Raw genomic sequence first — 23194 nt, 5'->3', positions numbered from 1 at the left:
TGGAGTAATAGTTAGGCGTTCGTACGCTCGTTTATGCTACTTTCCTGACTTTCATAATAATGCGCGATCTCCACGATTAGAGCACCCATTCGTTCTTTCTCCGGCACAATTATCCGACTTATCCCTTGATCTCGAAGCGCTTCAGCCGTTACTTTGCCGACAGCGGCAGCCAGTACATCCTGTTCAAAGACGGATTTCAATTCTTCTTCACGTCCATGTTCTCTTGCGTAATCAAATAAATATCCGACTTGAACTCTTGTTGTGAAACAAACGGCATCTACTTCTCGCTGCATCAGTTCACCCATGATTGAAGCAAGCGTCTCCTGCTCAGGAGCATGATAACGATAAGGCAGTACGGCCTGAACATCCATGCCACCCTTGCTCTGAATAAACTGATATAGCTGCGAAGACAGCTCGCCATGAAGCTGAATCCACACCTTTTGATCAGTAAAATCAAACACCTCAAGCTTTTCGATCATACTGGCAATCGTTCCATCATCATCACAAACGACGGGATGAATACCAGATTTCTTTAAATAGGCGTTTGTTTTATAACCGCGGCAGGCGATCTTGGTTTCTTTCAACCTCTCTTCGAATTCAGAAACAACGTTAATCCGCTCCGCAGCCTGGAACATGGCATCGAATCCGACACCTGTCGTAAAAATAAACCAGTCTGCCCCCTGCTCGATAAAACGCTTCACATCCTTCTCCACTTCAGCCGGATCAGAATCCGTTAATCCCTGAAGTGACCTGACAATGGAGACTCCACCTCTTCGATCAATAATCTCAGTCATTTCTTCCGTCTTTTGCGACCCGGCAATGACAATTTTTTTGTTCTGAAGGTCTTTACTCATGCGACAACCCTCCCCCATTCTTAAGTAATCCAATTCGTACCTCGTTCCCGAGAAGATGAACCGGAAAAGTTCGAACCTGTCCCGTATCAGGATCAAGCACCTGACCATCCGTCAACGAAATTTTCCAGTCACAGATCGGGTCGAACAGGACCTTCCCGGATATAATCCCTTCTGCAATCGTGCCTCCACGCGGCCCAGGGCTTTTATTCTCAAGTGCATAGATTTGTCCATCGGTTGTCTTAAATACCGCAATCTCTTCCTTACCCAAGCGCACAACCCGGCCTAGTCTCTCCATGAAATCTTCCACAGTGCCAACAAGGTAATACGTGTATTCATTTCTATTCAATAATGGCTCCATCTTGGCTGCATCCCCTTTCTGTTTCTAATCCTGTTTCGTGGAGACACTAATCTCTTCAAACATCCTTTCTCTTAAATTTGAATTATTCAGGATTTCACTCCATGGTTCCTTCACCTGAGCGAGGGCGACCTCCATTCGCTCAGCCAAAGCCCGGCGGTTATCCAGATCATTGACTACAGCTTCCATGACGGACTCTAGTCCCATCCGTTCGATCCAATCGGAAGTCCGCTCCAGATATTTGCCTGTCTCCCGGTAGTACTGCATGAACGCGGAGACAATCATCAGAAGTTCTTCATCTGTTCGCACCTTACACAGCAGTTCAGCAAGTCGGGCTTTAATCCCACCATTACCACCAACATAAATCTCCCAAGCTCCCTCATTGCCTACGATCCCAATATCCTTGGTTGATGACTCAGCGCAGTTACGCGGACATCCATTAACAGCAAGCTTGAACTTGGCTGGCATATCTAACCGTTCGAACTTCTTCTCGAGCATTATTCCCATACCCATCGAATCTTTGGTGCCAAAACGGCAGAACTGTGACCCGACGCAGGTCTTGACAGTACGTAGCGCCTTCGCATATGCATAACCAGACGGCATGCCAAGGTCCTTCCAGATCTTCGGCAGATCTTCTTTTTTAACCCCAAGCAGGTCCAGCCGCTGTCCACCGGTTACCTTAACCAGTTTGACGTTGTATTTTACTGCAATATCAGCAATAAGTCTGAGATCCTCCGGTGTGGTTACCCCGCCGTACATCCGCGGCACAACGCCAAATGTTCCGTCTTTTTGTATGTTGGCATGCATCCGTTCATTCACAAATCGTGAATCCTTCTCGTCCACATGCTCAGCCGGCCAGATCATACCCAGATAGTAGTTCAGCGCAGGACGACATTTGGAGCAGCCCTCAAGGTTATCCCATTCCAGCGTATACCTTACTTCTTTAGATGTGATCAATCCTTTTTCTTTAATCGCCGTCACGACTTCATCTCTGCTCAGTGTAGTACAAGAACAGATTGCTTCCTGTTTCGCCGCTGCTGAATCATATTTGTCCCCAAGCACATATTGAAGAATCTGCTCTACAACAGGTCGGCAGCCTCCACAAGAACGCGATGCACTTGTTGCCACCTTGATCTCTTCGACCGTGGTTAATCCTTTTTCGTTAATTGCATCCACAATGTGTTTCTTCGTCACGCCATTACAACCGCATACGATTTCCTCATCCGCCAACTCTGCTGCCGTATTCCCGGTTTCGAGCGAGGCTTGCCCCACAATCGCATCATGAATGGCTTCCGTCATAACGGAGCCTGTTCGAATCCACTGCTGGAGCCTGGATGCTTCCTTTCCGTCACCTACCAGAACACCGCCGACGATGCGTCCACCGCGTAGTAGCACTTTTTTGTAAATACGTCGCCAGTCATCATGCATCCGCACTATAGATAGTCCTTCTGCATCCATAAACTCACCAGCGGAGAACACGTCTACGCCAGATATTTTGAGTTGTGTAGATACTACTGATCCTTCATACGGCTTCGTATCCACTCCGCACAGATACTTCGCAAGTACAGCCCCTTGCTCAAACAACGGAGCTACGAGCCCATATGTAATGCCCCGGTGCTCATTACACTCCCCTACCGCATATACATCCGGTACGGAAGTACGCATATAATCATCTACAAGAATACCTCGATTAACCAAGATACCGCTTTCTTTGGCTAATGCAGCATTTGGCCTGATCCCCACCGCCATGACTACGAAATCCGCAACCAGCGTCGTTCCATCGGAAAAACGAATACCGCTGACCCGATCATCTCCAAGAAACTCTTCGGTCTGTTTACCGGTAGCAAATTTTAAACCCTGGCTTTCCAATTCTGCCTGAAGCATAAGTGAGGCGGTATGATCGAGCTGACGTTCCATTATGTCTTCAAACAGATGGACCACTGTCACATCCATCCCAAGTTTAAGCAGTCCCTTAGCCGCCTCCAATCCTAGCAATCCCCCGCCAATAACTGCAGCCTTCTTATACTGATCTGCGGCATGTAGCATGTTCTCGCAATCTGCGATATCTCTGAAACCTACAATTCCTTCTTTATCTGCTCCTTGAACCGGAATCATAAACGGATTGGAACCGGTTGCAATAATGAGTGTGTCATATGGAACCTCCATACCATTGTCTGTCTCCACGATTTTTTGTTCCGTATCAATATGCGTTACAGTCGTTCCCGTATATAGCTCTATTTCGTTCTCTAAATACCAATCCCAGTCGTTCAGAATGATGTCTTCTATCGATTTACTCTTCTCTAACACATACGATAACTGAATACGATTGTAGTTAGGATAAGGTTCGCTTCCAAAAACGGTGATCCTGTAGGTGCTAGGCGCCAGTTTTAATATCTGTTCCACCGTGTTGATGCCCGCCATTCCGTTGCCAATCAAGACTAGATGCCGACGTTCTTGTGCTTTCACCATGCAGAAACCTCCTAAATGTAAATTCCTTTCCATGTTAAAGACAACTTGTAACCTACTAAACATTACACCTACAATCGAACCATTTTTGGTATATTTTCTTTGTTTCCATATTTAAAAAGGGGTTTCTAAAAATTGAAGACATAACACTCTTGGTAAGCCTTGAATGTAATTTTGTATTTCCTCTACTAGATGATCGGGGAGGACTTGTTTAGCAATTACATATTTATTCATACACTTACCTCAATGAAGTACAGATTTTTATTGCATGATTCTTTTTATCAATTATCATCCATTATTTCATTAATTACAGCATTGAGAATTATTCTATTTTGTTCTCAATAAAAGAAGGGCAAAGTTTGAATTTCCTCAACTCTTCTGCCGGTTAGTTGCACAAAGGCAGCCGATCAAAGTGATGGGCTGCCTTATTGTCTATATTGAGCTATCGTTTCCAGTTAGCACAATCTCTTCGTCGTCTTTGAATTTTATAATTCAGAGACACTGACAAATTTATATCCTTCATTTTTCAAGTATTTCAAAATAGGTTCCACTGCTTCTACGGTCGTTGCATGGATATCGTGCATTAAAATGATTGAACCATCTCTTATATTTTCTTGAACAATATTTAATATGGCATCCGGATTACGCGATTTCCAGTCCAAGGTATCAATGGTCCAAAATACAGCGGGACTACTGATCGCACTTTGAACCTGTTTATTTACGGCACCATAAGGTGGACGGAACGCTGTTGATTCTCTTCCAGCAGCACTCTTGATGGCCTGGTTTGTTCGTTCCACTTCCTTGATTCCTTCTACTTTACTTAGAGTCGTTAGATCTTTGTGGTTCCAGGTATGGTTACCTAGCTCATGTCCTTGATCAGCAATTTCCTTCACTATCTCCGGATAGAAATCCACCCGGTTCCCCAGCATAAAAAATGTTGCTTTTGCATCATACTTATCCAGCAAATCAAGAATCTTTAACGTGTTTTTAGGATGCGGTCCGTCGTCAAAGGTAAGAGCTACTCGTTTATCGCCCTTTGATGAATCAACATCATCTTTTACCGGTTTTTCTCCTTTGGGCTTGTTATTACCCTGTGTATTGTTATTTATATCATCTGTTTTGTCATTTTTATCATTCGCAATCTGCAACTTTTCTTTCCACTCATCGGTCAGGTACTTTTGCATCTCATCCAGTGGAATCGAAATGCTGGGCATACCGGCCGCTCCGGCAGTTACTTCGTATTTATCAAATTTAAAAACAGCTTCCTTATCCGTGAAATACATGCCATTAAATTTATTGTTAGGATCAGCCACCCAGATCTTTAATTCATCTTCGAACAGCAAAGGACTGTATTCTTTTGATTCCTTGAATTTTTTATTTAACAGTTCATATAACTGTTCCCGGTTTTGTTTCGTATCCTTGAGGATTTCAGTTTTTTGAATGAACTGACTTTTATTCGCGTCTACTATATAAGCCTTTGTTTTTTGCTGAGCATTTGCACCTGCGACGTAACTTCCCTCAGAGAATACAATGGAATACACATTCTCAACTACGGGATGGATTTCCATTGCTAAAGATAATACAGCCGCACGGTCCTTTAAAAATTCCTTATCTTCCTCGACCATCGCCAGAAAATCATCTTTGACAGATGATGCATACCCTTCTATTTCTCTATTGATCTTATCGCTTTTAAATATCGGATAGTGAATCGCCATGTTGTACTTTTTAGTCTCTGTTATTTCTGTAACTAAATCTACTCCCGGGTATTTTGAAAGGTCTACTGTTCTTTCATATCTATCAGATGCACTGGCATTACTCTGTAACATAACAAAAATAAAATATCCTAATATAAAAAGTCCCAGGATCAATAATATCCTATATGTTTTTTTTGCTTTTGCTGATTTCATTATCCACACTCCAGCTGTCTTTTCTAGTAGTTTTTTCATGCAAGGTAAAGATTTATAAAGTATTTATAAAAGAAAAAGCCACACGAAATCAGGGCAACTGCACCTGAAAATCATTTGGCTCCATTGTTATCATTTAAGGCAGTTCCATATTAACAATAAAGCATCGTTTAATATTTTATATATTCATTACTAACTAGTGCACCGGTAATCACATCGGGCGGTATAACAAATTCCACCACACCCATATACCCCGGAGCAACTTCGTATTTATCGAAGCAGATGACAAGCTTGCCATCATCATTAATATAGAAAGATTGATTTTTATTAATATTGTCGATTTCTTCCCAATAAGTCTTGTCGGGGTCTGCCTTCATCTGCTGTTTCGTCTGTTCTCTAATATTCTCGCTGATCAGGCTGACATAGCTGTCATCCTTAAATAAACTAGGCAAGGTAATCAAAAGTTGATTTTTCTTGTCGATCGTGTCATAAGTATATTGGGAGTAACCATTAACCGTACTTACAACATATCTACCAATGGCAAGAACCTGCTCGTTGTCGGTTTTGACATCAAAACCGCTTTTTACCCCTACATGACCCCCGTCATTTTTCTTTAATTCTTCCATTTCCGCCATGAAATCATTGTAATGTTTTTTGCTTTCTTCCAGGTACTTATTGTTTAGGGTGGCTTCAAATGTTTTATTTTCCATGTTCGTAATGCCAGGAACTTTGATATCGGCCTTGGCAGTTCCGTCATCTACTTTAAATTCAGTAAAAGTTATTACCTTGACAAGCGAGCCAATCACGGGCACTTCTGTTAAAGCTTTTGCAATGGCGGGACTAGTATTAATCCCTGTGATAAACAGAATAGCGGCTACTCCGACGGCAGCGAGACTCTTCTTTATGTTCACCCGTTTATTCTTTTTTTGCTTGAGAGCTTTTTTTACAACAAAATCCAATTCATTAGGGATTGGCACATCCTTATATTTTCGCTTTAATCCTTCCAAATGTTCGTTCATTTTACTTAACCTCCTCGAAAGTTTCGTCGCTCATTTGGATTCGAAGTTCGCGAAGTGCCTTATACAATCTTGATTTCACGGTACTAATGTTTTCGTTAAGCACTTCTGCAATCTCCTCAATTTTCATATCTTCAAAATATCTAAGTATAACTACAGTCCGAAAGGCATAGGGTAATTCATCCAAAGCCTTCTCCAGATCAATGTCATGATAGACATCTTCATTTGAGGGTATGTATAATTCGAGCGTCTTATCATCGACAATTTGAATCCTCTTATGTTTTCTAATGAAATCGAGCGATGTATTCATCACGATTCTGTAAAACCAACTTTTCATGGACCCTTCTGATTTCAAGGTTTCTGAAGATAACAAAGCCTTATGAATGGAATCATGGACAATATCCAATGCGTTTTCAGCATTCTTCACATAACTGAACGCAAAAAGATACATATCCTCTTTGTTTTCCGAAATAAAACGTATTAGTTTCTTCTCTAACTTGTTATTCATAGAAAAACTCTCCTTTGATACGCGCGTATCATCCTCATGCCTTTCTTATGTAAGACGTGTGAATCACTTAAAAAGTCTATTTCCGTTCAAAGGTAATACTTGTCAGTGTTGTAATTACAGATGTTTTTACTTAGACGACTTGTCTATTCTCCTGCCTATTGAGACTTAATAAAAAACAAACTCGATGCCCCAATAGGGAAATCGAGTTTTGTGATGTGATTTTATTATTCTACAGTTGCCTCATTGTCCGAAAAAACAACCTTATATTTATCTTTTTGCCAAGATAGGACAAGATGATCTACGTATCCCCCATTTCCTCCTTGAGGGGCTGTAACAATAATATCGTCCACTTTGTCGCCCGTATAGTCACCAATAATCAAGTTTGGTTCCCTCCCGAGCTCTCCGTACAAGCTACCATCTGTACCTTTGTTTAACCAAGCATATTTTAAGTACTTATGGGTTTTTCCATCTTGCACTATAATAGATAAATCACTGGCATACGCATCCAGTTTTCCATCAAACTTTTCTTTAGTACCTACCAGAATGACATTGTCTGCAACGGAATCACCTTGAACATCGGAAAATTTGTAATCAAGTACATACGTGTTTTCCTTTAATTCAAGTTCAGGCACTATAAATTTTTGACCGATTTCTAACTTGGGTAATGTTATCCCATTTAGTTGAGTTACCTCTTGGGGTACTGAAGTTGATTGTTTTGCTAATAATACTTGAGGTGTCTTGATTGCCACTGCACAAATGAAACCAGCCACCACTAACAGAGAAATTTTCTTTGCGTATTGATTCTTCATTTTCTGAACCTCCTCATATATTTTTTTCTTTACATATACTAAGACGTGCGAGTTACCCCAAAAAGTTTATATTCGATTCATGAGGATAGAAAAACTCTCGATATTTCACACGTACACGATGATATATTCCTTAAAAAGCAAACCCTATATTAGGGCAAATTTCGCCCCCCGCCCCAATTTTCTCTTATGGATCAGACGCAAAAAACGTCCTCTGTTCGCATACCTGGAACAGAAGACGTTTTTCATTTATCGTAGAACTGCTTTAAATTTCTAGGGCTATTTGTGCTGAAAGTGGTCAGACAAGTCCTTTTATAGTGGTTAAAGCTCCATATACCGTTGAGGCTGGAACATTCACAGTCTGTAAATGCTCGATATTTGCCATAGTGCTCATCCCCCTTTTTTTATGGATTTAATTTATGTAATTAATTGTCTACGAGTACATTCAGAATTTTCAATTTTTTTCGATTATACCATGGTCTAGTTGATGTGAATTCTTCTCGATTGCTATGTAGCTGTTGGGGGAAGTTGATGCCTTTCTAAACTATCCTGCCCATTAGCTTAACGAAAAAAGGATCAACTACCACCCGGTACACTGCTCCAAGACGTTAGATACTTAGCAACTTTTACGGCCTGAAGGACTGTATCACGGTAGCCTTACCGTTATTAACTTCTACTATTGCTTCTGCGCCATTAACGAACGTCATCTGTGGAGGAACATGTCCACAATCAATATCGTAAACTATTGGAACTTCGATCTCCTCCGCAAGCTCTCGGTACACATCCAAAACTTCGTAGCCATTGATCGGCGTGTTCGCATCGCTCCGTCCGAATAGAATGCCACTGCAATGATCAAACCAACCTGCTAGTTTCATTTGAATAAGCGAACGTCGAAGGTCGGTTACATTCAGCTCACAATTTTCAAGAAACCATATAATCGGCTCGCTGTGGATGATATTACGCTGGAATTTCCGTACATCGCCATATGGTGTCCCAATCAAATGCCTAATGACGTCGATACATCCACCTAGCAACCGCCCTTGCATTCGAACATTTGTTTTTAATGTTGACAGCCATTTTGTAGGTTCCGTTAGATGAAACACATATGGCGAAGGGTGATCGTGATCCCAACTCTTTTGATACAACTTAGAAGACTGCTGTTGGACAGATTCACCTGTTCGTGTAGTCAGTACAGCTTCCCACATGGCAGTCGTCTCATCAGAACACTCCCCTCTTATATCAACCAAGTTAACGCCGTGCGCTGTAGCGATTCCGGAATTTAATGTAACAGCCAGCAACAAAACACTTATATCTGAGTAGCCCATAATCCATTTTGGCTGTATTCGGGCATATTCGATTCTATCTATTATCTCTATCAATAGCTCTCCACCCCATGGAGGGAAGATCAGTCCGACTTGTTCATCCTCCAGTAGGGCGTTTAGCTCTTCCACTCTTTTAGCAGCAGGTGCAGATTTTGCCTTCTTTTGAGTCCATACTGTCTCGCAGCAATGCACTGTGTATCCTTTGGCTTCTATGCGCCTGATCGCTTGCTTGACTATATGATGTAAGGAATCATCTACACCTGATGAAGGTGCTGTGACACCAATAGTGGTACATTCTTGTAAATTAGGATAACGGATCATTTGGACACCCTCCACATATGTGATCGAATAGCTAATTGTATTATGATAGAACCATTCAAACATACATTACTTTAATAAAGCGAGGTGTTATAGAATGGAATTACGCCTTACATTTAACGAGGATGAAGTGAATTATGATAAATGGCGCCCAACCTATGTTCCGGAGTTGTTCGATGAAATCATTCGATACTCAGGTATAAATGAAACGAAACAAGCTCTTGAGATCGGGATTGGAACAGGGCAGGCGACTTTGCCAATCCTTCAAACCAAATGTAAGCTTTCAGCAATTGAGCCTGGCGATAGGTTAGCAGAATTTTCAAGACAGAAATTCGCTGCTTATCCTAATTTTGAGGTAATTCAAGGTGATTATGAGCAATTCATCAGCAACAGTAATACATATGACTTAATCTATTCTGCCACAGCCTTTCATTGGATTCCTAAAGAGATTAGTTATTCCAAAACTTATGATCTATTGAAGAGCGGTGGCGTGTTGGCACTCTTTTGGAATCACCCTTTTGTAAATCGAATAGATGATCCACTACATCAGGAGATTCGTAAAATATACAACAAGTACCGGCCATCTAATAGACCGATTATTGAATTTGATATTAAGGACTGCACAACAATCATGGATGACCTTCAACAAAACGGCTTCCGTCATAGTCTTTCGAAGCTGTTCTATCAAACTCGAACCTTTACTGCAGAGAGTTATGTAGCCTTATTAAACAGCTATTCCGATCATAGAGCTCTTCCAAAACAAGTGAAAGACGGATTAGAGAAGGAAATATCCAGCGCAATCAATTGCTTGGGTGGAAGTCTAAAGGTATATGACACAATGGACCTGTACCTCGCACAAAAACCTTAAATGATATCATATCTGGAATGTTACCAAGTTCTTGTCATTATGTTTGGACAAGGACTTGATAACATAAATACAAAAAACCGCGTAATTTACGGCTTCTAATATTACTATGTTTTTTTACTCACACTTCTTCATTATTGAAACTTAGCCTTCTAGTAACTTTACCTCCCAAGATGTAATACAGATATCCTCGTTATCAAATACAAATGCAATATCTTCGCAAAATAATCTCAGTTCATCGACTTCTTTAGATTTCCTACATATTTTTAATTCTGCTGAAAATGATTTGTCGGTTTTTGAATACCCTTGAAGTTTAAACGGTTTAATATCCTTCCCAGGAATTTGATAAATCCAATGCGTCAGAATAGCTCGCATCCCTAAAGGACTTGATTCAAATTGTTCAAAATCACCTTCAACTTTAACTGTGAGATTGATAATATTCCCCTTTACTAATGAAAAAGGTGGTTTAGTGTAGATTTCGTCAATGTTTTGCCAATCCATTGTTAACCTCCTTAAAATCTTGGAGCAAATCTTCTATCCTTAAGAAAACTTTTCAATATACCATGCAAACAACTATTTATAATGTGTCACTCTTGTGCAGGGTTATTCAAACTTCGCTACCCTGCCCGTTACCTTAAAGAAAAGACAACCGATCATATTGGTCGGCTGCCTTCTTATCTTATTCAACTATCTATGCTACGAATACCTATATATCTCGTTTCTCACACATAAAGGGTTCTTCACACGAGTAAATTTCATGAAAGAAACCCATATACGGGATATCGTCTACTAGACACTTTATACGATACGACAACTCCTCATCACAATGCGGCTCTTCGCCGTTGTTCCGCATTACCTCGAATACATCTATTATACCTTCCAGGAGATTTACTTGGATAAATAAGGGCAACTTATCCAACATCGAATTCTCGATTCTACTCTCGGACCTGTATCCCGCGAGAGCTATTTCAAAATAATCATCCATGAACTTTTTGCGTTTAATAATGTCTGGTTCAAATTGTATCCAGCCCATTCCGTTTGTCCAGAGACTCGCTATGTCAAACATATACCAACAGTAACATGAATTATCGAAATCATATACGGTTATTTGCCCGGTATCAAAGTCTATCGAATAATTGCCATCGTTGTAATCAAAATGGACTATACCAAAAGACTCACGGTCCCTATCCAATCCCTCTAAGGTTTTAAGGAGCTCTACCAGCTTCTCCTTAAGCAGAGATAATGAGTCGGGGATCAGTTTATCTATATAATCGGTATTGAATTTGTCAGAAAAATTATGCCGGTAATGGACTGGCTTATAACTTTTCGATATTTCGTGCAGTTTCCCCAGGGCATTTCCGCAATTATAAAAATACTCAGAGAGTGGTGCGTCTTCCCGGTATTTATAGTGATTTTCTACCAGCTGTTTTCCCTTGGCCTTTTCAAATAGGCAGATAAAGAAGGTGTGATTATTATGCGTGATCTCTTCAACCAAATTCCCCTGCTGGGAGCTGATGACATTGGAGACGCTGCCTCCGTGCTCAGATAGATACCTTACATATTCCATTTCGGCTAGAAAATCTATCCCGCTTCTGTCAGGCAAGAAAGTAATTCGGAGTATTTTTGCGCCCGTACCTTCTTTCTTACAGACATAGACGACATTTCATCCCCCTTTATGTGGCGGAATCTGTTGGATATCATATCCCTTCAACCCATACAACTCAGATATTAATGGAAGTAAGTATGCATCACTGATTTTAACAACCTCGTTATAATTTATAAAATCTCCTCCAGTCAATCTAAACCTCAATTATAGTCGATGGTGACTTAATAGATAATCTTTGAATTAGAATTTTTCGTTTATTTAGTAGCTACAATTGTAAATTCCCATGGAATGTTTTCATTCTTCCAACCACGATGCTCCCAAGCGATCTTATTTTTTGCACTTTGCTCATTCATATATAGTCAAAACCTCCTTTATCGCTCTATCGAATACGTATAAGTTAATAGTGATAATAACTCCTTTGAGATTGGTCTATATGTAGGATATTCGAGAATAGTTTGGAACTATCCTGCCGTTAGGTGATCAGATTGAGCAATCTACCTATTTAATTGAATCTATTAAGCTATTCATCTTTGATAACGGGCAATAAATAATCAAGAATAATCTTCTGTCCCTTTTCGATCGGTTTGCAGTATCGGTCATATGTGTATACATCACACCAATAAAAGTTTTCAAAGTCAATTTTGTATCCTGTTTTCTCAATTGCTTCGAAACAAATTAAGTATGCACTATCAATAATATCGTTAAGGTTGTCGGCTTCAATCCATATCTTAGCAACCGTTCCAGACGCTATATCTTCTGCATACATATTTTCTGGAACAGGTGCATCAAGTTCAACATATTTACCTATGATATATTGAAAATTATCTTTTCCTTCAAATTTACTCATATGCCCAAGTCCAACATAATCATCAATATCTTTACAAAACCACTGTTCAACTTCTTGTTGTATTTTATCAAAAACGCCTTCCTTGAATGCCGCACTCCAACATTCTTCTCCTGCTTTTTGAAATGAGGTCATTTTCATCATACCCACAACTTTCCGGCTTCCAAATTGTGCATACTCGATTTTTTTTAGCTCTGCCATAATTCGTTTGCCTCCTACAATTCTAATATCTGTAAAGGAGGTGCGTGGATGATCATTAAGTTTTTCTCCATCCTTCCTAACACTAGAGGGTGAAACATTGTGGTGCTCCTTAAAAGCTCTTGTAAAAGAAGCGTGAGAATTGAAGCCATATTTTGTAGCTATGTCGATGATTTTTTCATTGCCATTTCTTATATCATGACCCGCTAATGTTAATCGCCGTCGCCTTAAATACTCATTAATTGAAATCCCTGTAACATATGTAAAAATACGTTGAAATAGTGGGGCAGGGCAACTTACAATTTTAGAAATAATGTTATAATCGACCTCATCAGAAGACTGTACAATATTCTCTAAGTATTCCACTACACTCTCAAAAGCATTAAGATTATTCACTATGCGCCTCCTCTCTAATAAAATTATAGGAATATTTTCATAACATTGCTTTGCATGAATCGAACATTTTTTGTTAAGAATCCGCAATATAATACAATAATTCTAGTTTACTGTCTTTATACTTCAATTAGGTATAGATACTCCCTAACTTTATCCTGTTTCCTTACGTTATAGAAAGTAAGATTACTAAATATCAAGGAGGTCTCCATGCCATGAAGTTACCTTTTAAAATTTTAACTTTCACCATCGTTGGTAGTTGCCTCTTAGGTTTTACCAGCACTGTATCTCATTCAGCTTTTGTTGGAGGAACATCATCGGTTTTGGTCGACCCTATGGGAGATGACGTCTCTGCAGGCAAAAGAACAACTAATGTTGTTCCGTCACAAACAGATGTCAGTGTTAAAATCGTTAAAGGAGGAGATAAAACAGAAGACGATCCCACATACTTGGTCACCGGACATGGGTATCGGTTTGTGCCACTTAGAGCGGTTGCTGAAAAGATGGGCTACACAGTGAAGTGGGATCAAGCGTCTCGTTCGGCAGAAGTTAGAAAAGGCACGTTATGGACAACGGTACAGAAAGACTTAGATTACTATTTGTATAATGAAAGAAAGCCGATCTCGCTTGGAATATCTCCAGTTATAATTAACGACACTCTGTTCGTCTTGGAGGATTTTTTTAGTGAAGTGCTGCAACTTTCCGTTGAGCTAGAGCAAGGGACAGATGTCTTAATTATAAGCCAGACGCAGCGGTAAAGACGCGACAGAAAGTTATATCCTTCCCACTTGATAAACAACAAAAAAAGGCCATCTGTTAAGATGAAATTATTAAAACACCTCAAGAGAATGCAACCATGTCGTAAGATATGGATACAATCTTGGAGGTGTTTTTTCAGTGGCACTGAGAGTTATCTATAATGTAGATTCAAGAAGGTGGTGTACCGAACTCATTTTGAGAAGCTGCCTGATATCATCACCATGACTAACTTTTAGGGGATACTTCTTCAATGTATTTTGATATTTTTATATCTATCCAGAAATCTCCGACACAAAGCGTTCTGTAATCTGCTGCGGGCGGGTAATAGCTCCGCCAACAACGATACAATACGCTCCTGCTTTCAGGCAACTGGCTGCCATCTCCGGCGTTAGAATATTTCCTTCAGCTACAACCGGAGTCTTCACATGGGACACGATATCTTTTAATATGGCAAAATCATTATCGTACAACTTAGTTTCAGCTGTATCCTCTGTATAACCTACTAATGTCGAAGATATCAAATCAAAACCAAGTTTCTCCGCATTTATCGCTTCAGCAGTTGTTGAAATGTCTGCCATCAATAGTAGTTCAGGATATTTCCTGCGGATCTCACTGACAAATTCGTTCAATGTCTTACCGTCTGGTCTTGGACGGAGCGTTGCATCTAAGGCAACGATCTCCGCCTGAGCATCGACTAATTCATCTATTTCACGCATCGTCGCTGTAATAAACACGGGGTTGGTCCCATAATTTCTTTTTACAATTCCAATAACGGGGAGTTCAACATGCTTTTTTATCTCTTTGATATCTATTGCTGTATTGGCCCGAATCCCTATGGCCCCGCCTTCTTTTGCAGCTACAGCCATTCTTGCCATAATATACGGACTGTGAAGAGGCTCATGCTCCAATGCCTGACAAGAGACTACAAGACCACCTTTTAGCCCTATTAGGTCTAGCTTATTCATTACATCACTCCTTTTCCAGAATTTCCTCGATCTCATTCTTGATCACCGTGACCTGAGGTCCATAAATCACTTGCACACCATTCCCGACAAATACAACACCTTTAGCCCCTGTGGCTGCAAATGCGTCCTTTTGCACCTTATCCTGATCATTGACAGAAACTCGAAGCCGTGTAGCACAGCAATCCAGTTCTACAATGTTTTCTGCACCTCCAAGTGCGTTTAGTATTGCGGTCGATCTGGATTCTCCAGACTCCAATGATGTACTTTTGTTCGCAGGTGAGGCCACTACAGATTCAACCTCTGCTTCATCTTCGCGCCCCGAAGTTTTCAAATTCAGTTTAAGGATCAGAATTCTAAACGTAAAGTAATATAGGAAGAACCATATCACACCAATTACCGGAACTAACATCCAGTTCGTTTTCGCGTTACCTTGCAGAATTCCAAACAGGATAAAGTCAATCAATCCACCGGAGAACGTCTGACCGATTGTAATTTCAAAAATATGAGCCAGCATAAAAGCAAACCCATCAAATACAGCATGAATTACATACAGTATTGGGGCAACAAATAAGAATGAGAATTCCAAGGGTTCAGTAATACCTGTTAAAAATGATGTGAGTGCTGCTGATAGCATCAATCCACCAACCATTTTCTTTCGTTCAGGCTTAGCCGTATGGTAAATGGCCAGTGCTGCACCCATCAATCCGAACATCATTGTAATAAAACGTCCTGACATGAATCTCGAGGTTCCCACAAAGTATTTTTCCGTAGCGGGATCGCCTAGTTGTGCAAAAAAGATATTCTGTGTTCCTTCGTATACTTTGCCCGCTACCTCCAAAACACCGCCCAAGCCGGTTTGCCAAAATGGAAGATAGAAAATATGATGTAGCCCAAGAGGACCAAGCATACGTAGAAAAAATCCATAAAACAGCGTCCCGATATAACCGGTCTTATCCACTAGACTACCGAGATTAGCTATACCAACTTGGATCGTCGGCCAGATTAAAAATAAAACAAGACCGATGAATATGGCCGCAAAGGACGAAATGATTGGAATAAACCGAGAACCTCCAAAAAAGCCAATAAACTGTGGAAGCTCTATTTTGTTGTACCGGTTATGTAACCATGCCGTGACCAATCCAACAATAATTCCGCCCAAGACCCCTGTCTGTAACGTTTGTATTCCCAGCACCATGCCCTGTCCCACACCGGCTAGGTTATCCGCTGCAAGCGTCCCGGAATTAATCAACATCGCATGGATTGATGCATTCATTACCAAATAGGCCAATCCTGCTGCGAGTCCTGCTGTTCCTTTATCTGCTCTTGCCATCCCGACGGAAACGCCAATGGCAAAGATCAAAGCGAGATTATCAAAAATGATGCTCCCAGCACTGCTCATTACGGTGAAAATCTGTTGAAGCCATGTTATTTCTAAAAAAGGATAGGAGTTAATCGTATTCGGATTGGATAGTGCACCGCCGATGCCTAATAAGAGACCAGCCGCCGGAAGCACTGCAATAGGAAGCATGAAGGATTTGCCGAATTTTTGCGCCTTCTCAAAGTATTGTTTCATGAGGGGGACCTCTCATTCTAATTTTTTAGATCTTCAACAACCATGTTTGTACTTGAAGTAGCGTGTAAAGGACACTCCTAGCAATTCTTTATAAGGCTCGTCCTGATTTTCATTATTTTCTAGTTCATTATTTTCTAGAGTGAATCTTTTTATTCAAACTGTGAAATGTGACTAGATCCATTAGGCATATACCTTATGAAGTAGTTTCCGCGTGCCTTAAAAGAAAAAGCAACCGATCATTTCGATCGGCTGCCTTCATAGTTAATCAATTATTGAGTCCCCATGCTCGAGGAAACTCTTATCCCAACACTAATTCAAAACGAGCAAAGATATCTTCTTCATACCACATCGTGAAATTAGTTCCCCAAGTTGTATTCAATAGTGTAAACGTAAATTTATTGTTGTCTTGATGGTATTTGTTGTTATAAGTTAAATTGTTATTAGTTCCGATTCCCAAAAGAGGGGCATCAATAGGTTTTATATTTATTTTTTTATCGCTACCATCGTAAATTAACTCTTCAATCATGTGTTGCAACTTATTACCGTGACCTACCACTTCAAACGGTGAAATAACGGTATCTATTTTACGAATCTTAGTCAAGTACGGCGAATTCAAACGTGGTGTCATGTCAAAAGAATAAATTTCCGGATAACGAATGGCATCTTTATCCTTTAATAAGAGTGCAATTTCGACTTTATCTCCAAATTGATATTTAACCTTTACAACTCTTGGAGCACCATACTCCTGCACAGCTCGCTCACTATACTTTAAAGTTGCAATAATCGAATCATTTTCCTTAACTAATTTCACAACATGTGGTGTGAAGTTTTCATTCAATTGAATGCGTTTTTGTATTTCCATCCCTGGCTTTAAGAAGTCAATGGCCCACCAATTATGTTGTATTTCACGCAAATAGTTGTAACGTAGATTATCATAGTCATTTTGCCCAGCAATTGTGTAGCTCAGAACCCCGAGTTTATGATCCTGATCAAAGTATAGTGTTCCATCCTTTTCTAAGTGGTTAATTGAACCATCGCTTGCAAACATAACTTGATATCCGTTTACCGAAATCAATTCTTCCAAACCACATTCATTACCTTGGTTATCGAAGGTATGATATGGAACTTCGATAAGTTTTTTAATGTTAATTTGATCTTCAGGCTCCAAACAAGCTATTGCACGATCAATGTTCTTACGTTGTTCTTTCCATGAAGACTCATAAAATTTGTACGAACGATCAGTCCACTCATTATAAGTGTATTGCATTTCTTTAAGCGTTGCATCTTTAACAATTCCATAAGCGTAGGTTAAATCATGATCGGTAATTTGGTCTAAACTACGCGCTCTTTGGAAGTCTTTCTTTTCATAATTCATATAGTCACTGAAATAGCGTTTGATATCCATTCCCCAAGTATGCTCTGGAACTAACATCGCGTAGAAATTAGCATCATCATTTTCTATTTTGTTGTCAGACATGTAATTGGTTAAGATCCGATAATCACGAATGATTTTCGGATCAGACATCAATCCGTGAATCCAAGTATCCCCAATCTCCTCTGTAATAACAGGCAGTTGGTCACGTACTTCCCAAATTTCATTTGCAAACTGATCCATTGAAGTCATCTCAAGCTCATAATCTGGATACTCATTCGCCATTTTTGACAAAAAGGCATTAATTTTCTCTTTTGTGCCTGGACCACTATTATCATGAGTATGCATAAACGACAGCTTGTTATCCATGCAATCTATTCCGATTACGCCGCCATAATCGTCTGAATACGAGACAATGACCTCACTTTCGCCATTCTTCCATAGAAATGTATCTGGAACTTCTGGAATTGAGCTCGAGCCATTCACACCAATGTGTAGGAATTTAATGCCTTGACGATATAACTCATCAACAATCCCGATCGTATGTCCTGGGACGTCAGTCATCTTTGCGCTTGTAGTTTTATATCCATAACGAGCATCTAATTTCTTTGAGATTGAAGTTATGTAATGTAAAGTTTGTGGTGTCATAGCTTCAGATTCAAACGTACATGGGATTGCGTGCCAACGAATGTAACCTTTCTTTATGGCATCGTCTAGCTTTTTACAAGCTTCTTCATCCATGTTTTTGAAGTAATATTCAATAAGAAAGCTACCTGTTGTCCAAACAAAGTCTTTGCCTTCTTTTCTTAACTCTTCAGCTAGAGTGATAGCGTTTTGAATGTAATCATGGCAATACTTGTGCAAGACATTCTCTGCTAGATCGGTAAAGCCAATGTCAAAATGAGTTTTGTTTACCACATAGATTTTTTTCATTACTATAATCACGCCTTTCTTAGTCAAATACGTCGTGAAATTGTTGTTTACTTAACATCTCAGCATATTTTGGAGTATTCGAAGTAATAATAGATGATTCCATCCGTCTAGTATTTATCTTATACGGACATATCTTTATAAAATCCTGACATTTTAATGTGTCTACCAACTATTTCACACGAAAAAATCTATTAAATCCAAATGACTCGCAGAGCAGGTTAGCATAACGAAAAAGCAACCGATCGCGTTGATCGGCTGCCATCTTATAAATAGTAGTATCTTTTTAACTGAGCTATAACTACAGAAACCACTTCATTTTTGTATTATTTCATAAATCATGATTTAACATCTTTACTGTTTAGCCCCAGTTTATTTTTTATCTGATTTAAATAACCCTTTACAACTTGTTCAGCTTTTGGATTTCGTTTTAAGTACTCCAAGCTTGCATATTCAAGATAGTTAAAGAAGTGCTCGTTATCTACAGCAAATTCTTGATCGTCTAGAGGTGATTTAATAAAGTACATAACTCCCGTTTCTCCAAAATAAAAATCATCCCAGGGATCAAATTCATTTGCAAAAACACACCACATATTATCTTCCTGGTTCCCTCGTAACTTCTGATAATTTCTCAAGACACCTATAAATTTTTCATCAGGAATATGGGAGTAGTACAATTTGAGTAAATTTTTTTCGTCTTCTTTTAAAATTTTGAAGTCAGACAGCGTGACGAATTCTAATGGTTCATCAGGATAAATACAAACTTTTGATTTCGTATATTTTCGTGGAGTAATATCTTCCTTCTTCATATTCCACCATGCACTATCATCACTGAATATTTGGTAAGCCCAATAAGTTGGATTCTCATGAAATATAAGATCTTCATCGCCTGTTAGATCCACATCTTTCCAAAAACTATTGATGCGATCTACTGCTTCTTGTTTCGATATCCCAAGATATCTTTGCATGTCTTCAACTATTGAAAGACAGTATGTATAAGAATATTCGTTAGTATTAAAATTAAATACGATCTTCATTGAATCACTCATTTCTTATAGTATCTAGTACCAACATAACCTTGTAAAATTTCTGTTGCCAATCGAGAGTTATGAATACTTATTTTACTTCAACCAAATACATGATTGCTCCTTGATGTTCGTACTTTTTTTACATTTCCTTTCATCATGCAAATAGGTTTCAGCTTTACCGCCCTGCAACTGATTATGTTTCAGACGCCGTGCTTCATCCCAAAAGAAAACAGCTATTCTCCTCCGGATTCGAGAGAAAATAGCTGTTATGATGTTACCGGGTGCTTGGACGTTTACTCCGTCAGTTTGCCTTCGCAAGTTTTGTGCCACGAAGTGATGCCGTAGCGTATACGACAAGGGCTGTCCAGATGAGCGCGAAGCCGATAAGAAGCACGGGTGAGACCGATTCCTTGAACGCAAATACACTCAGTAACAGCATGATCGTTGGCCCGATGTATTGTACGAATCCTAGCGTGGACAGTTCCATCCGGGCAGCCGCTCGCGCAAAGAAAAGCAGCGGTAGCGCTGTTACCACGCCGGAAAGAAGCAGCTCGACGAACGTGGATAAAGGGAGCGTCCATGCGGTCGTCTTTCCCACGATGGCTAAATAGATCCAGTAGCCTAGCGCAACCGGCAGGACTACAGCCGTCTCCGATAGCAAGCCTACAGAAGCGTCTTGTCCGATCTTCTTCTTCGCGAGACCGTACAAGCCAAACGTCACGGCCAGTGAGATTGAGATCCATGGGAACCGTCCGTAGTCAATGGCGATGATGAGCACCGCCGCACCAGCGATGGCAACCGCTAGCCATTGGCCACGGTTGGGCTTCTCATGAAGGAAGACAACCGCAAGCAGCACATTAAGCAATGGGTTTAAATAATAACCTAAACTCGTCTCGACCACATGGCCGTTGTTGACCGCCCAGATGAAGATGAGCCAATTAGCAGCGATCAATAGCCCGCTAGCGGTTAGCGACAGCAGGAGCGCGCGGTTAGCCACAATCCGCTTCATGTCACCCCAGCGACGTTGGACGGCGACGACAATAGCCATGAAGACAAACGACCAGACAACCCGATGTGACAGAATCTCTCCTGCTGGTACATCGTTAAACAACTTCCAATAAAGTGGGAGAACCCCCCACATGATATACGCGATAATAGCATTAACCAAGCCGTTGTTCATAATCAATTTCCCTCTTCTCACTTCGATGTCTTAACGAATTATACGCCTCGATCATCTTTTAAGTAAAGGGATTGATATATTGCCCAAATATTATGTTAAAGTATTGTATCACTTACTATAGGAAGGATAGTATCTCGTAAATTTTTCTCTTCTGTGCGCATAATTACCTTACAATATCCGTTAGCGCAACAAGCCTCCCAAACTATAGATATTTTTTTACTATCTTGTTCCGTAAGCTCAATCTCGTCTAAAATTCAAGTAATAAGTGAGTTCAAGTAGTCCATCTTTATCTAAACCATGTTCAACAAAACCCACTTTTTTAAAACAATTTATACTTGCATGATTATCAGTTTCAATTCCTACCTTTATCATCTGTGTTGATGAGAGTTCCGAGCGTTTTAGTAATGTTTGTAGCATTTTAGTACCGTATCCTTTATAACGCAATTGAGGATTTGTTAATATATCTATGGCCGCTGTTTGATCCTCATACAGCTCCACAGTAATTTGACCTATTGAAACGCCGTTTTCAAATACCATCCATGCGAAATAATCAGGACTCTGCTCAACATAGTTATACCATTGTAGTAAAGGTACTCTACCATTTAACCTGTTTAATACCTCAGCATCTTTGAACCATTCCTCTAGCACTGTAAGTCCATCTTGATCCAGCTTTTGAAAGTCCATTAGTATCTCCTTTGTAAAAATCCAATATAGAGAACATCGTTCCTTATACTACAATTCTAGAAAACAGCACTCTTTCCTTCCAAGCTAAACTGCCCATTAATTTAACAAAGACAGCCGATACAATGATCAGCTGCCTTTTTAATATGATCGATCTATCGTGACCCGTTACGTTATTTCAAAAAAACCTCAATTTTTGGACTCTTTAGGTTCTCTAAATGAACCAAAAATTCCTGTAATAAGCCCTATTAACCCAAAGGTAAATCCATATCCAGAAGAACCTTCAAATGCCAATAACACAATTACTCCGAACAGTATCATATGTACACCTAATAGTTGAACTTGAAGAGCACTTGGATTGATAAAGTCCAAAAATACAAATGCATAAAAGATTGCAATAATTATTAGTGTTAGTACGATTAAAAACACTAATCCCAATTCAAAATTAAACATCTTGCCCCTCCTCAAAATTTAATATGATTCGTTGGCTTCCAGTTCCTATATTGCAATGGAATCACGATGTTTTCCCCCGATACTCATCATCATTTTATTTCTTATACTTTCTAATTAATTTAAAACATAATATAAGGATTCCAACGACAACGAAAAAAACGATAAAGTACATAAAACTAGCAACGTCTTTATTTCTCTCGTGAAGTTTTATTTCTTGTTTATTTTCAAGGAATTTCAGTTCTACATCTGCATGTTTAGCCAGCATAGAATAACATGATGCATTTACCCATGCATCCTCTGTTTTTTGCAGATATAATAAATATTCCTCACCAACTGCACTTGTTCCCCAATCAGCCATTTCTTTCATCGTTATTGTTTTTTCATTAACTCCTTTATAACTTTTTGAAATATTTAAGATGACATCATTATATCGACTTGATCCTTCTTTTATTTCTTCAACTTTCGCAATGACAATTGCATCGGTATACTCAAACCATTCTTCTATTGACGGAGGACTGATACATGATAAAGCTTTTATTTTGCTCGGTGTTAATATGAAGATAAGAGAAAACAAAAAAATAATGAGTAATATCTTTTTCATTTATGTCCCACCTTTGATATTTATAAATACCAAAAAATCCAAGGGTTGTGTTGGATTAATATTAATGCAAATATATTTAAATATTCTTTATTAGTCAATAAATCCCAAGTTATTATCCCAGAGCTAGGTCAACAACTTATACCGATAAAATAAAAAAAAGCCGCTATAATAGCGACTTCTTGTACACTTGTTCTTGG

At 39.6% G+C, this 23194-nt stretch carries 20 protein-coding genes and 1 pseudogene; 2 read left to right on the top strand and 19 right to left on the bottom strand.

Annotation, left to right across the window (positions count from 1 at the left end; genetic code table 11):
- Positions 1 to 11 precede the first annotated feature (11 nt).
- The 8 genes from ACK8P5_RS12715 to ACK8P5_RS12680 form a co-directional block, all read right to left on the bottom strand.
- Positions 12 to 854 carry a uroporphyrinogen-III synthase gene (locus ACK8P5_RS12715; protein WP_422661289.1) on the bottom strand — a complete coding sequence of 281 codons (843 nt, stop codon included), beginning with the start codon at positions 852 to 854 and terminating at the stop codon, positions 12 to 14.
- Positions 847 to 1200 carry a nitrite reductase (NAD(P)H) small subunit gene (locus tag ACK8P5_RS12710; protein WP_422661288.1) on the bottom strand — a complete coding sequence of 118 codons (354 nt, stop codon included), beginning with the start codon at positions 1198 to 1200 and terminating at the stop codon, positions 847 to 849. Before ACK8P5_RS12710 ends, ACK8P5_RS12715 begins: the two co-directional genes overlap by 8 nt.
- Positions 1201 to 1236: 36 nt before the next feature.
- A complete protein-coding gene (gene nirB, locus ACK8P5_RS12705; protein ID WP_422661287.1) occupies positions 1237 to 3678 on the bottom strand; it encodes a nitrite reductase large subunit NirB in 2442 nt (813 codons plus the stop codon).
- A gap of 482 nt (positions 3679 to 4160) precedes the next feature.
- Positions 4161 to 5582 (bottom strand): polysaccharide deacetylase family protein, encoded by a 1422-nt coding sequence (locus ACK8P5_RS12700; RefSeq protein WP_422661286.1) that lies wholly within the window; start codon positions 5580 to 5582, stop codon positions 4161 to 4163.
- Between the two features lie 167 nt (positions 5583 to 5749).
- Positions 5750 to 6598, bottom strand: a complete 849-nt coding sequence (locus ACK8P5_RS12695) for a DUF3298 domain-containing protein (RefSeq protein WP_422661285.1) — start codon at positions 6596 to 6598, stop codon at positions 5750 to 5752.
- A gap of 1 nt (position 6599) precedes the next feature.
- Positions 6600 to 7103 carry an RNA polymerase sigma factor gene (locus ACK8P5_RS12690; protein WP_422661284.1) on the bottom strand — a complete coding sequence of 168 codons (504 nt, stop codon included), beginning with the start codon at positions 7101 to 7103 and terminating at the stop codon, positions 6600 to 6602.
- 224 nt (positions 7104 to 7327) lie between these two features.
- Positions 7328 to 7912: a hypothetical protein gene (locus ACK8P5_RS12685; protein WP_422661283.1), complete on the bottom strand. Its 585-nt coding sequence runs from the start codon at positions 7910 to 7912 to the stop codon at positions 7328 to 7330.
- 623 nt (positions 7913 to 8535) lie between these two features.
- Complete coding sequence (locus tag ACK8P5_RS12680) at positions 8536 to 9552, bottom strand: S66 family peptidase (protein WP_422661282.1); 1017 nt, start codon at positions 9550 to 9552, stop codon at positions 8536 to 8538.
- Positions 9553 to 9646: 94 nt separating this feature from the next.
- Here ACK8P5_RS12680 and ACK8P5_RS12675 point away from each other — a divergent pair, with 94 nt between their 5' ends.
- Complete coding sequence (locus tag ACK8P5_RS12675; protein ID WP_422661281.1) at positions 9647 to 10417, top strand: class I SAM-dependent methyltransferase; 771 nt, start codon at positions 9647 to 9649, stop codon at positions 10415 to 10417.
- 141 nt (positions 10418 to 10558) lie between these two features.
- Here ACK8P5_RS12675 and ACK8P5_RS12670 read toward each other — a convergent pair whose 3' ends face one another.
- The 3 genes and pseudogenes from ACK8P5_RS12670 to ACK8P5_RS12660 all read right to left on the bottom strand — a co-directional run bounded on the left by ACK8P5_RS12670 (position 10559) and on the right by ACK8P5_RS12660 (position 13458).
- Positions 10559 to 10915 (bottom strand): hypothetical protein, encoded by a 357-nt coding sequence (locus ACK8P5_RS12670; protein ID WP_422661280.1) that lies wholly within the window; start codon positions 10913 to 10915, stop codon positions 10559 to 10561.
- 205 nt (positions 10916 to 11120) lie between these two features.
- Positions 11121 to 12059: pseudogene (locus ACK8P5_RS12665) on the bottom strand (phosphotransferase enzyme family protein); the annotation flags it as partial.
- A gap of 481 nt (positions 12060 to 12540) precedes the next feature.
- On the bottom strand, positions 12541 to 13458 hold the full coding sequence (locus ACK8P5_RS12660; protein WP_422661279.1) for a helix-turn-helix domain-containing protein: 918 nt from the start codon (positions 13456 to 13458) through the stop codon (positions 12541 to 12543).
- Positions 13459 to 13670: 212 nt separating this feature from the next.
- Here ACK8P5_RS12660 and ACK8P5_RS12655 point away from each other — a divergent pair, with 212 nt between their 5' ends.
- Positions 13671 to 14213 carry a copper amine oxidase N-terminal domain-containing protein gene (locus ACK8P5_RS12655; RefSeq protein WP_422661278.1) on the top strand — a complete coding sequence of 181 codons (543 nt, stop codon included), beginning with the start codon at positions 13671 to 13673 and terminating at the stop codon, positions 14211 to 14213.
- A 273-nt stretch (positions 14214 to 14486) separates the two neighbouring features.
- Here ACK8P5_RS12655 and ACK8P5_RS12650 read toward each other — a convergent pair whose 3' ends face one another.
- The 8 genes from ACK8P5_RS12650 to ACK8P5_RS12615 form a co-directional block, all read right to left on the bottom strand.
- A complete protein-coding gene (locus tag ACK8P5_RS12650) occupies positions 14487 to 15179 on the bottom strand; it encodes an N-acetylmannosamine-6-phosphate 2-epimerase (RefSeq protein ID WP_422661277.1) in 693 nt (230 codons plus the stop codon).
- Between the two features lie 4 nt (positions 15180 to 15183).
- On the bottom strand, positions 15184 to 16752 hold the full coding sequence (locus ACK8P5_RS12645) for a maltose/glucose-specific PTS transporter subunit IIC (RefSeq protein WP_422661276.1): 1569 nt from the start codon (positions 16750 to 16752) through the stop codon (positions 15184 to 15186).
- A 298-nt stretch (positions 16753 to 17050) separates the two neighbouring features.
- Positions 17051 to 19057, bottom strand: coding sequence for a DUF5054 domain-containing protein (locus ACK8P5_RS12640; protein WP_422661275.1), 2007 nt, complete (start codon positions 19055 to 19057; stop codon positions 17051 to 17053).
- 335 nt (positions 19058 to 19392) lie between these two features.
- A complete protein-coding gene (gene cdiI / locus ACK8P5_RS12635; RefSeq protein WP_422661274.1) occupies positions 19393 to 20091 on the bottom strand; it encodes a ribonuclease toxin immunity protein CdiI in 699 nt (232 codons plus the stop codon).
- 292 nt (positions 20092 to 20383) lie between these two features.
- A complete protein-coding gene (gene rarD / locus ACK8P5_RS12630) occupies positions 20384 to 21262 on the bottom strand; it encodes an EamA family transporter RarD (RefSeq protein ID WP_422661273.1) in 879 nt (292 codons plus the stop codon).
- 237 nt (positions 21263 to 21499) lie between these two features.
- Positions 21500 to 21946, bottom strand: coding sequence for a GNAT family N-acetyltransferase (locus ACK8P5_RS12625; protein WP_422661272.1), 447 nt, complete (start codon positions 21944 to 21946; stop codon positions 21500 to 21502).
- A gap of 186 nt (positions 21947 to 22132) precedes the next feature.
- Positions 22133 to 22396, bottom strand: a complete 264-nt coding sequence (locus ACK8P5_RS12620; protein ID WP_422661271.1) for a hypothetical protein — start codon at positions 22394 to 22396, stop codon at positions 22133 to 22135.
- 94 nt (positions 22397 to 22490) lie between these two features.
- Positions 22491 to 22997 carry a hypothetical protein gene (locus ACK8P5_RS12615; protein ID WP_422661270.1) on the bottom strand — a complete coding sequence of 169 codons (507 nt, stop codon included), beginning with the start codon at positions 22995 to 22997 and terminating at the stop codon, positions 22491 to 22493.
- Positions 22998 to 23194: the final 197 nt, after the last annotated feature.

The organism is Paenibacillus sp. EC2-1, from assembly GCF_049311625.1.
Lineage (GTDB): Bacteria > Bacillota > Bacilli > Paenibacillales > Paenibacillaceae > Paenibacillus_AQ.
The sequence above is the reverse complement of the archived record's forward strand: the minus strand, read 5'-3'. Positions and strand labels throughout refer to the sequence as shown.

Bases quoted from the DNA above. Each gene is read 5' to 3' on its own strand.
- ACK8P5_RS12715 (WP_422661289.1), bottom strand. From the start codon at position 854: ATGAGTAAAGACCTTCAGAACAAAAAAATTGTCATTGCCGGGTCGCAA.
- nirB (WP_422661287.1), bottom strand. From the start codon at position 3,678: ATGGTGAAAGCACAAGAACGTCGGCATCTAGTCTTGATTGGCAACGGA.
- ACK8P5_RS12700 (WP_422661286.1), bottom strand. From the start codon at position 5,582: ATGAAATCAGCAAAAGCAAAAAAAACATATAGGATATTATTGATCCTG.
- ACK8P5_RS12695 (WP_422661285.1), bottom strand. From the start codon at position 6,598: ATGAACGAACATTTGGAAGGATTAAAGCGAAAATATAAGGATGTGCCA.
- ACK8P5_RS12690 (WP_422661284.1), bottom strand. From the start codon at position 7,103: ATGAATAACAAGTTAGAGAAGAAACTAATACGTTTTATTTCGGAAAAC.
- ACK8P5_RS12685 (WP_422661283.1), bottom strand. From the start codon at position 7,912: ATGAAGAATCAATACGCAAAGAAAATTTCTCTGTTAGTGGTGGCTGGT.
- ACK8P5_RS12680 (WP_422661282.1), bottom strand. From the start codon at position 9,552: ATGATCCGTTATCCTAATTTACAAGAATGTACCACTATTGGTGTCACA.
- ACK8P5_RS12675 (WP_422661281.1), top strand. From the start codon at position 9,647: ATGGAATTACGCCTTACATTTAACGAGGATGAAGTGAATTATGATAAA.
- ACK8P5_RS12670 (WP_422661280.1), bottom strand. From the start codon at position 10,915: ATGGATTGGCAAAACATTGACGAAATCTACACTAAACCACCTTTTTCA.
- ACK8P5_RS12655 (WP_422661278.1), top strand. From the start codon at position 13,671: ATGAAGTTACCTTTTAAAATTTTAACTTTCACCATCGTTGGTAGTTGC.
- ACK8P5_RS12650 (WP_422661277.1), bottom strand. From the start codon at position 15,179: ATGAATAAGCTAGACCTAATAGGGCTAAAAGGTGGTCTTGTAGTCTCT.
- ACK8P5_RS12645 (WP_422661276.1), bottom strand. From the start codon at position 16,752: ATGAAACAATACTTTGAGAAGGCGCAAAAATTCGGCAAATCCTTCATG.
- ACK8P5_RS12640 (WP_422661275.1), bottom strand. From the start codon at position 19,057: ATGAAAAAAATCTATGTGGTAAACAAAACTCATTTTGACATTGGCTTT.
- cdiI (WP_422661274.1), bottom strand. From the start codon at position 20,091: ATGAAGATCGTATTTAATTTTAATACTAACGAATATTCTTATACATAC.
- rarD (WP_422661273.1), bottom strand. From the start codon at position 21,262: ATGAACAACGGCTTGGTTAATGCTATTATCGCGTATATCATGTGGGGG.
- ACK8P5_RS12625 (WP_422661272.1), bottom strand. From the start codon at position 21,946: ATGGACTTTCAAAAGCTGGATCAAGATGGACTTACAGTGCTAGAGGAA.
- ACK8P5_RS12620 (WP_422661271.1), bottom strand. From the start codon at position 22,396: ATGTTTAATTTTGAATTGGGATTAGTGTTTTTAATCGTACTAACACTA.
- ACK8P5_RS12615 (WP_422661270.1), bottom strand. From the start codon at position 22,997: ATGAAAAAGATATTACTCATTATTTTTTTGTTTTCTCTTATCTTCATA.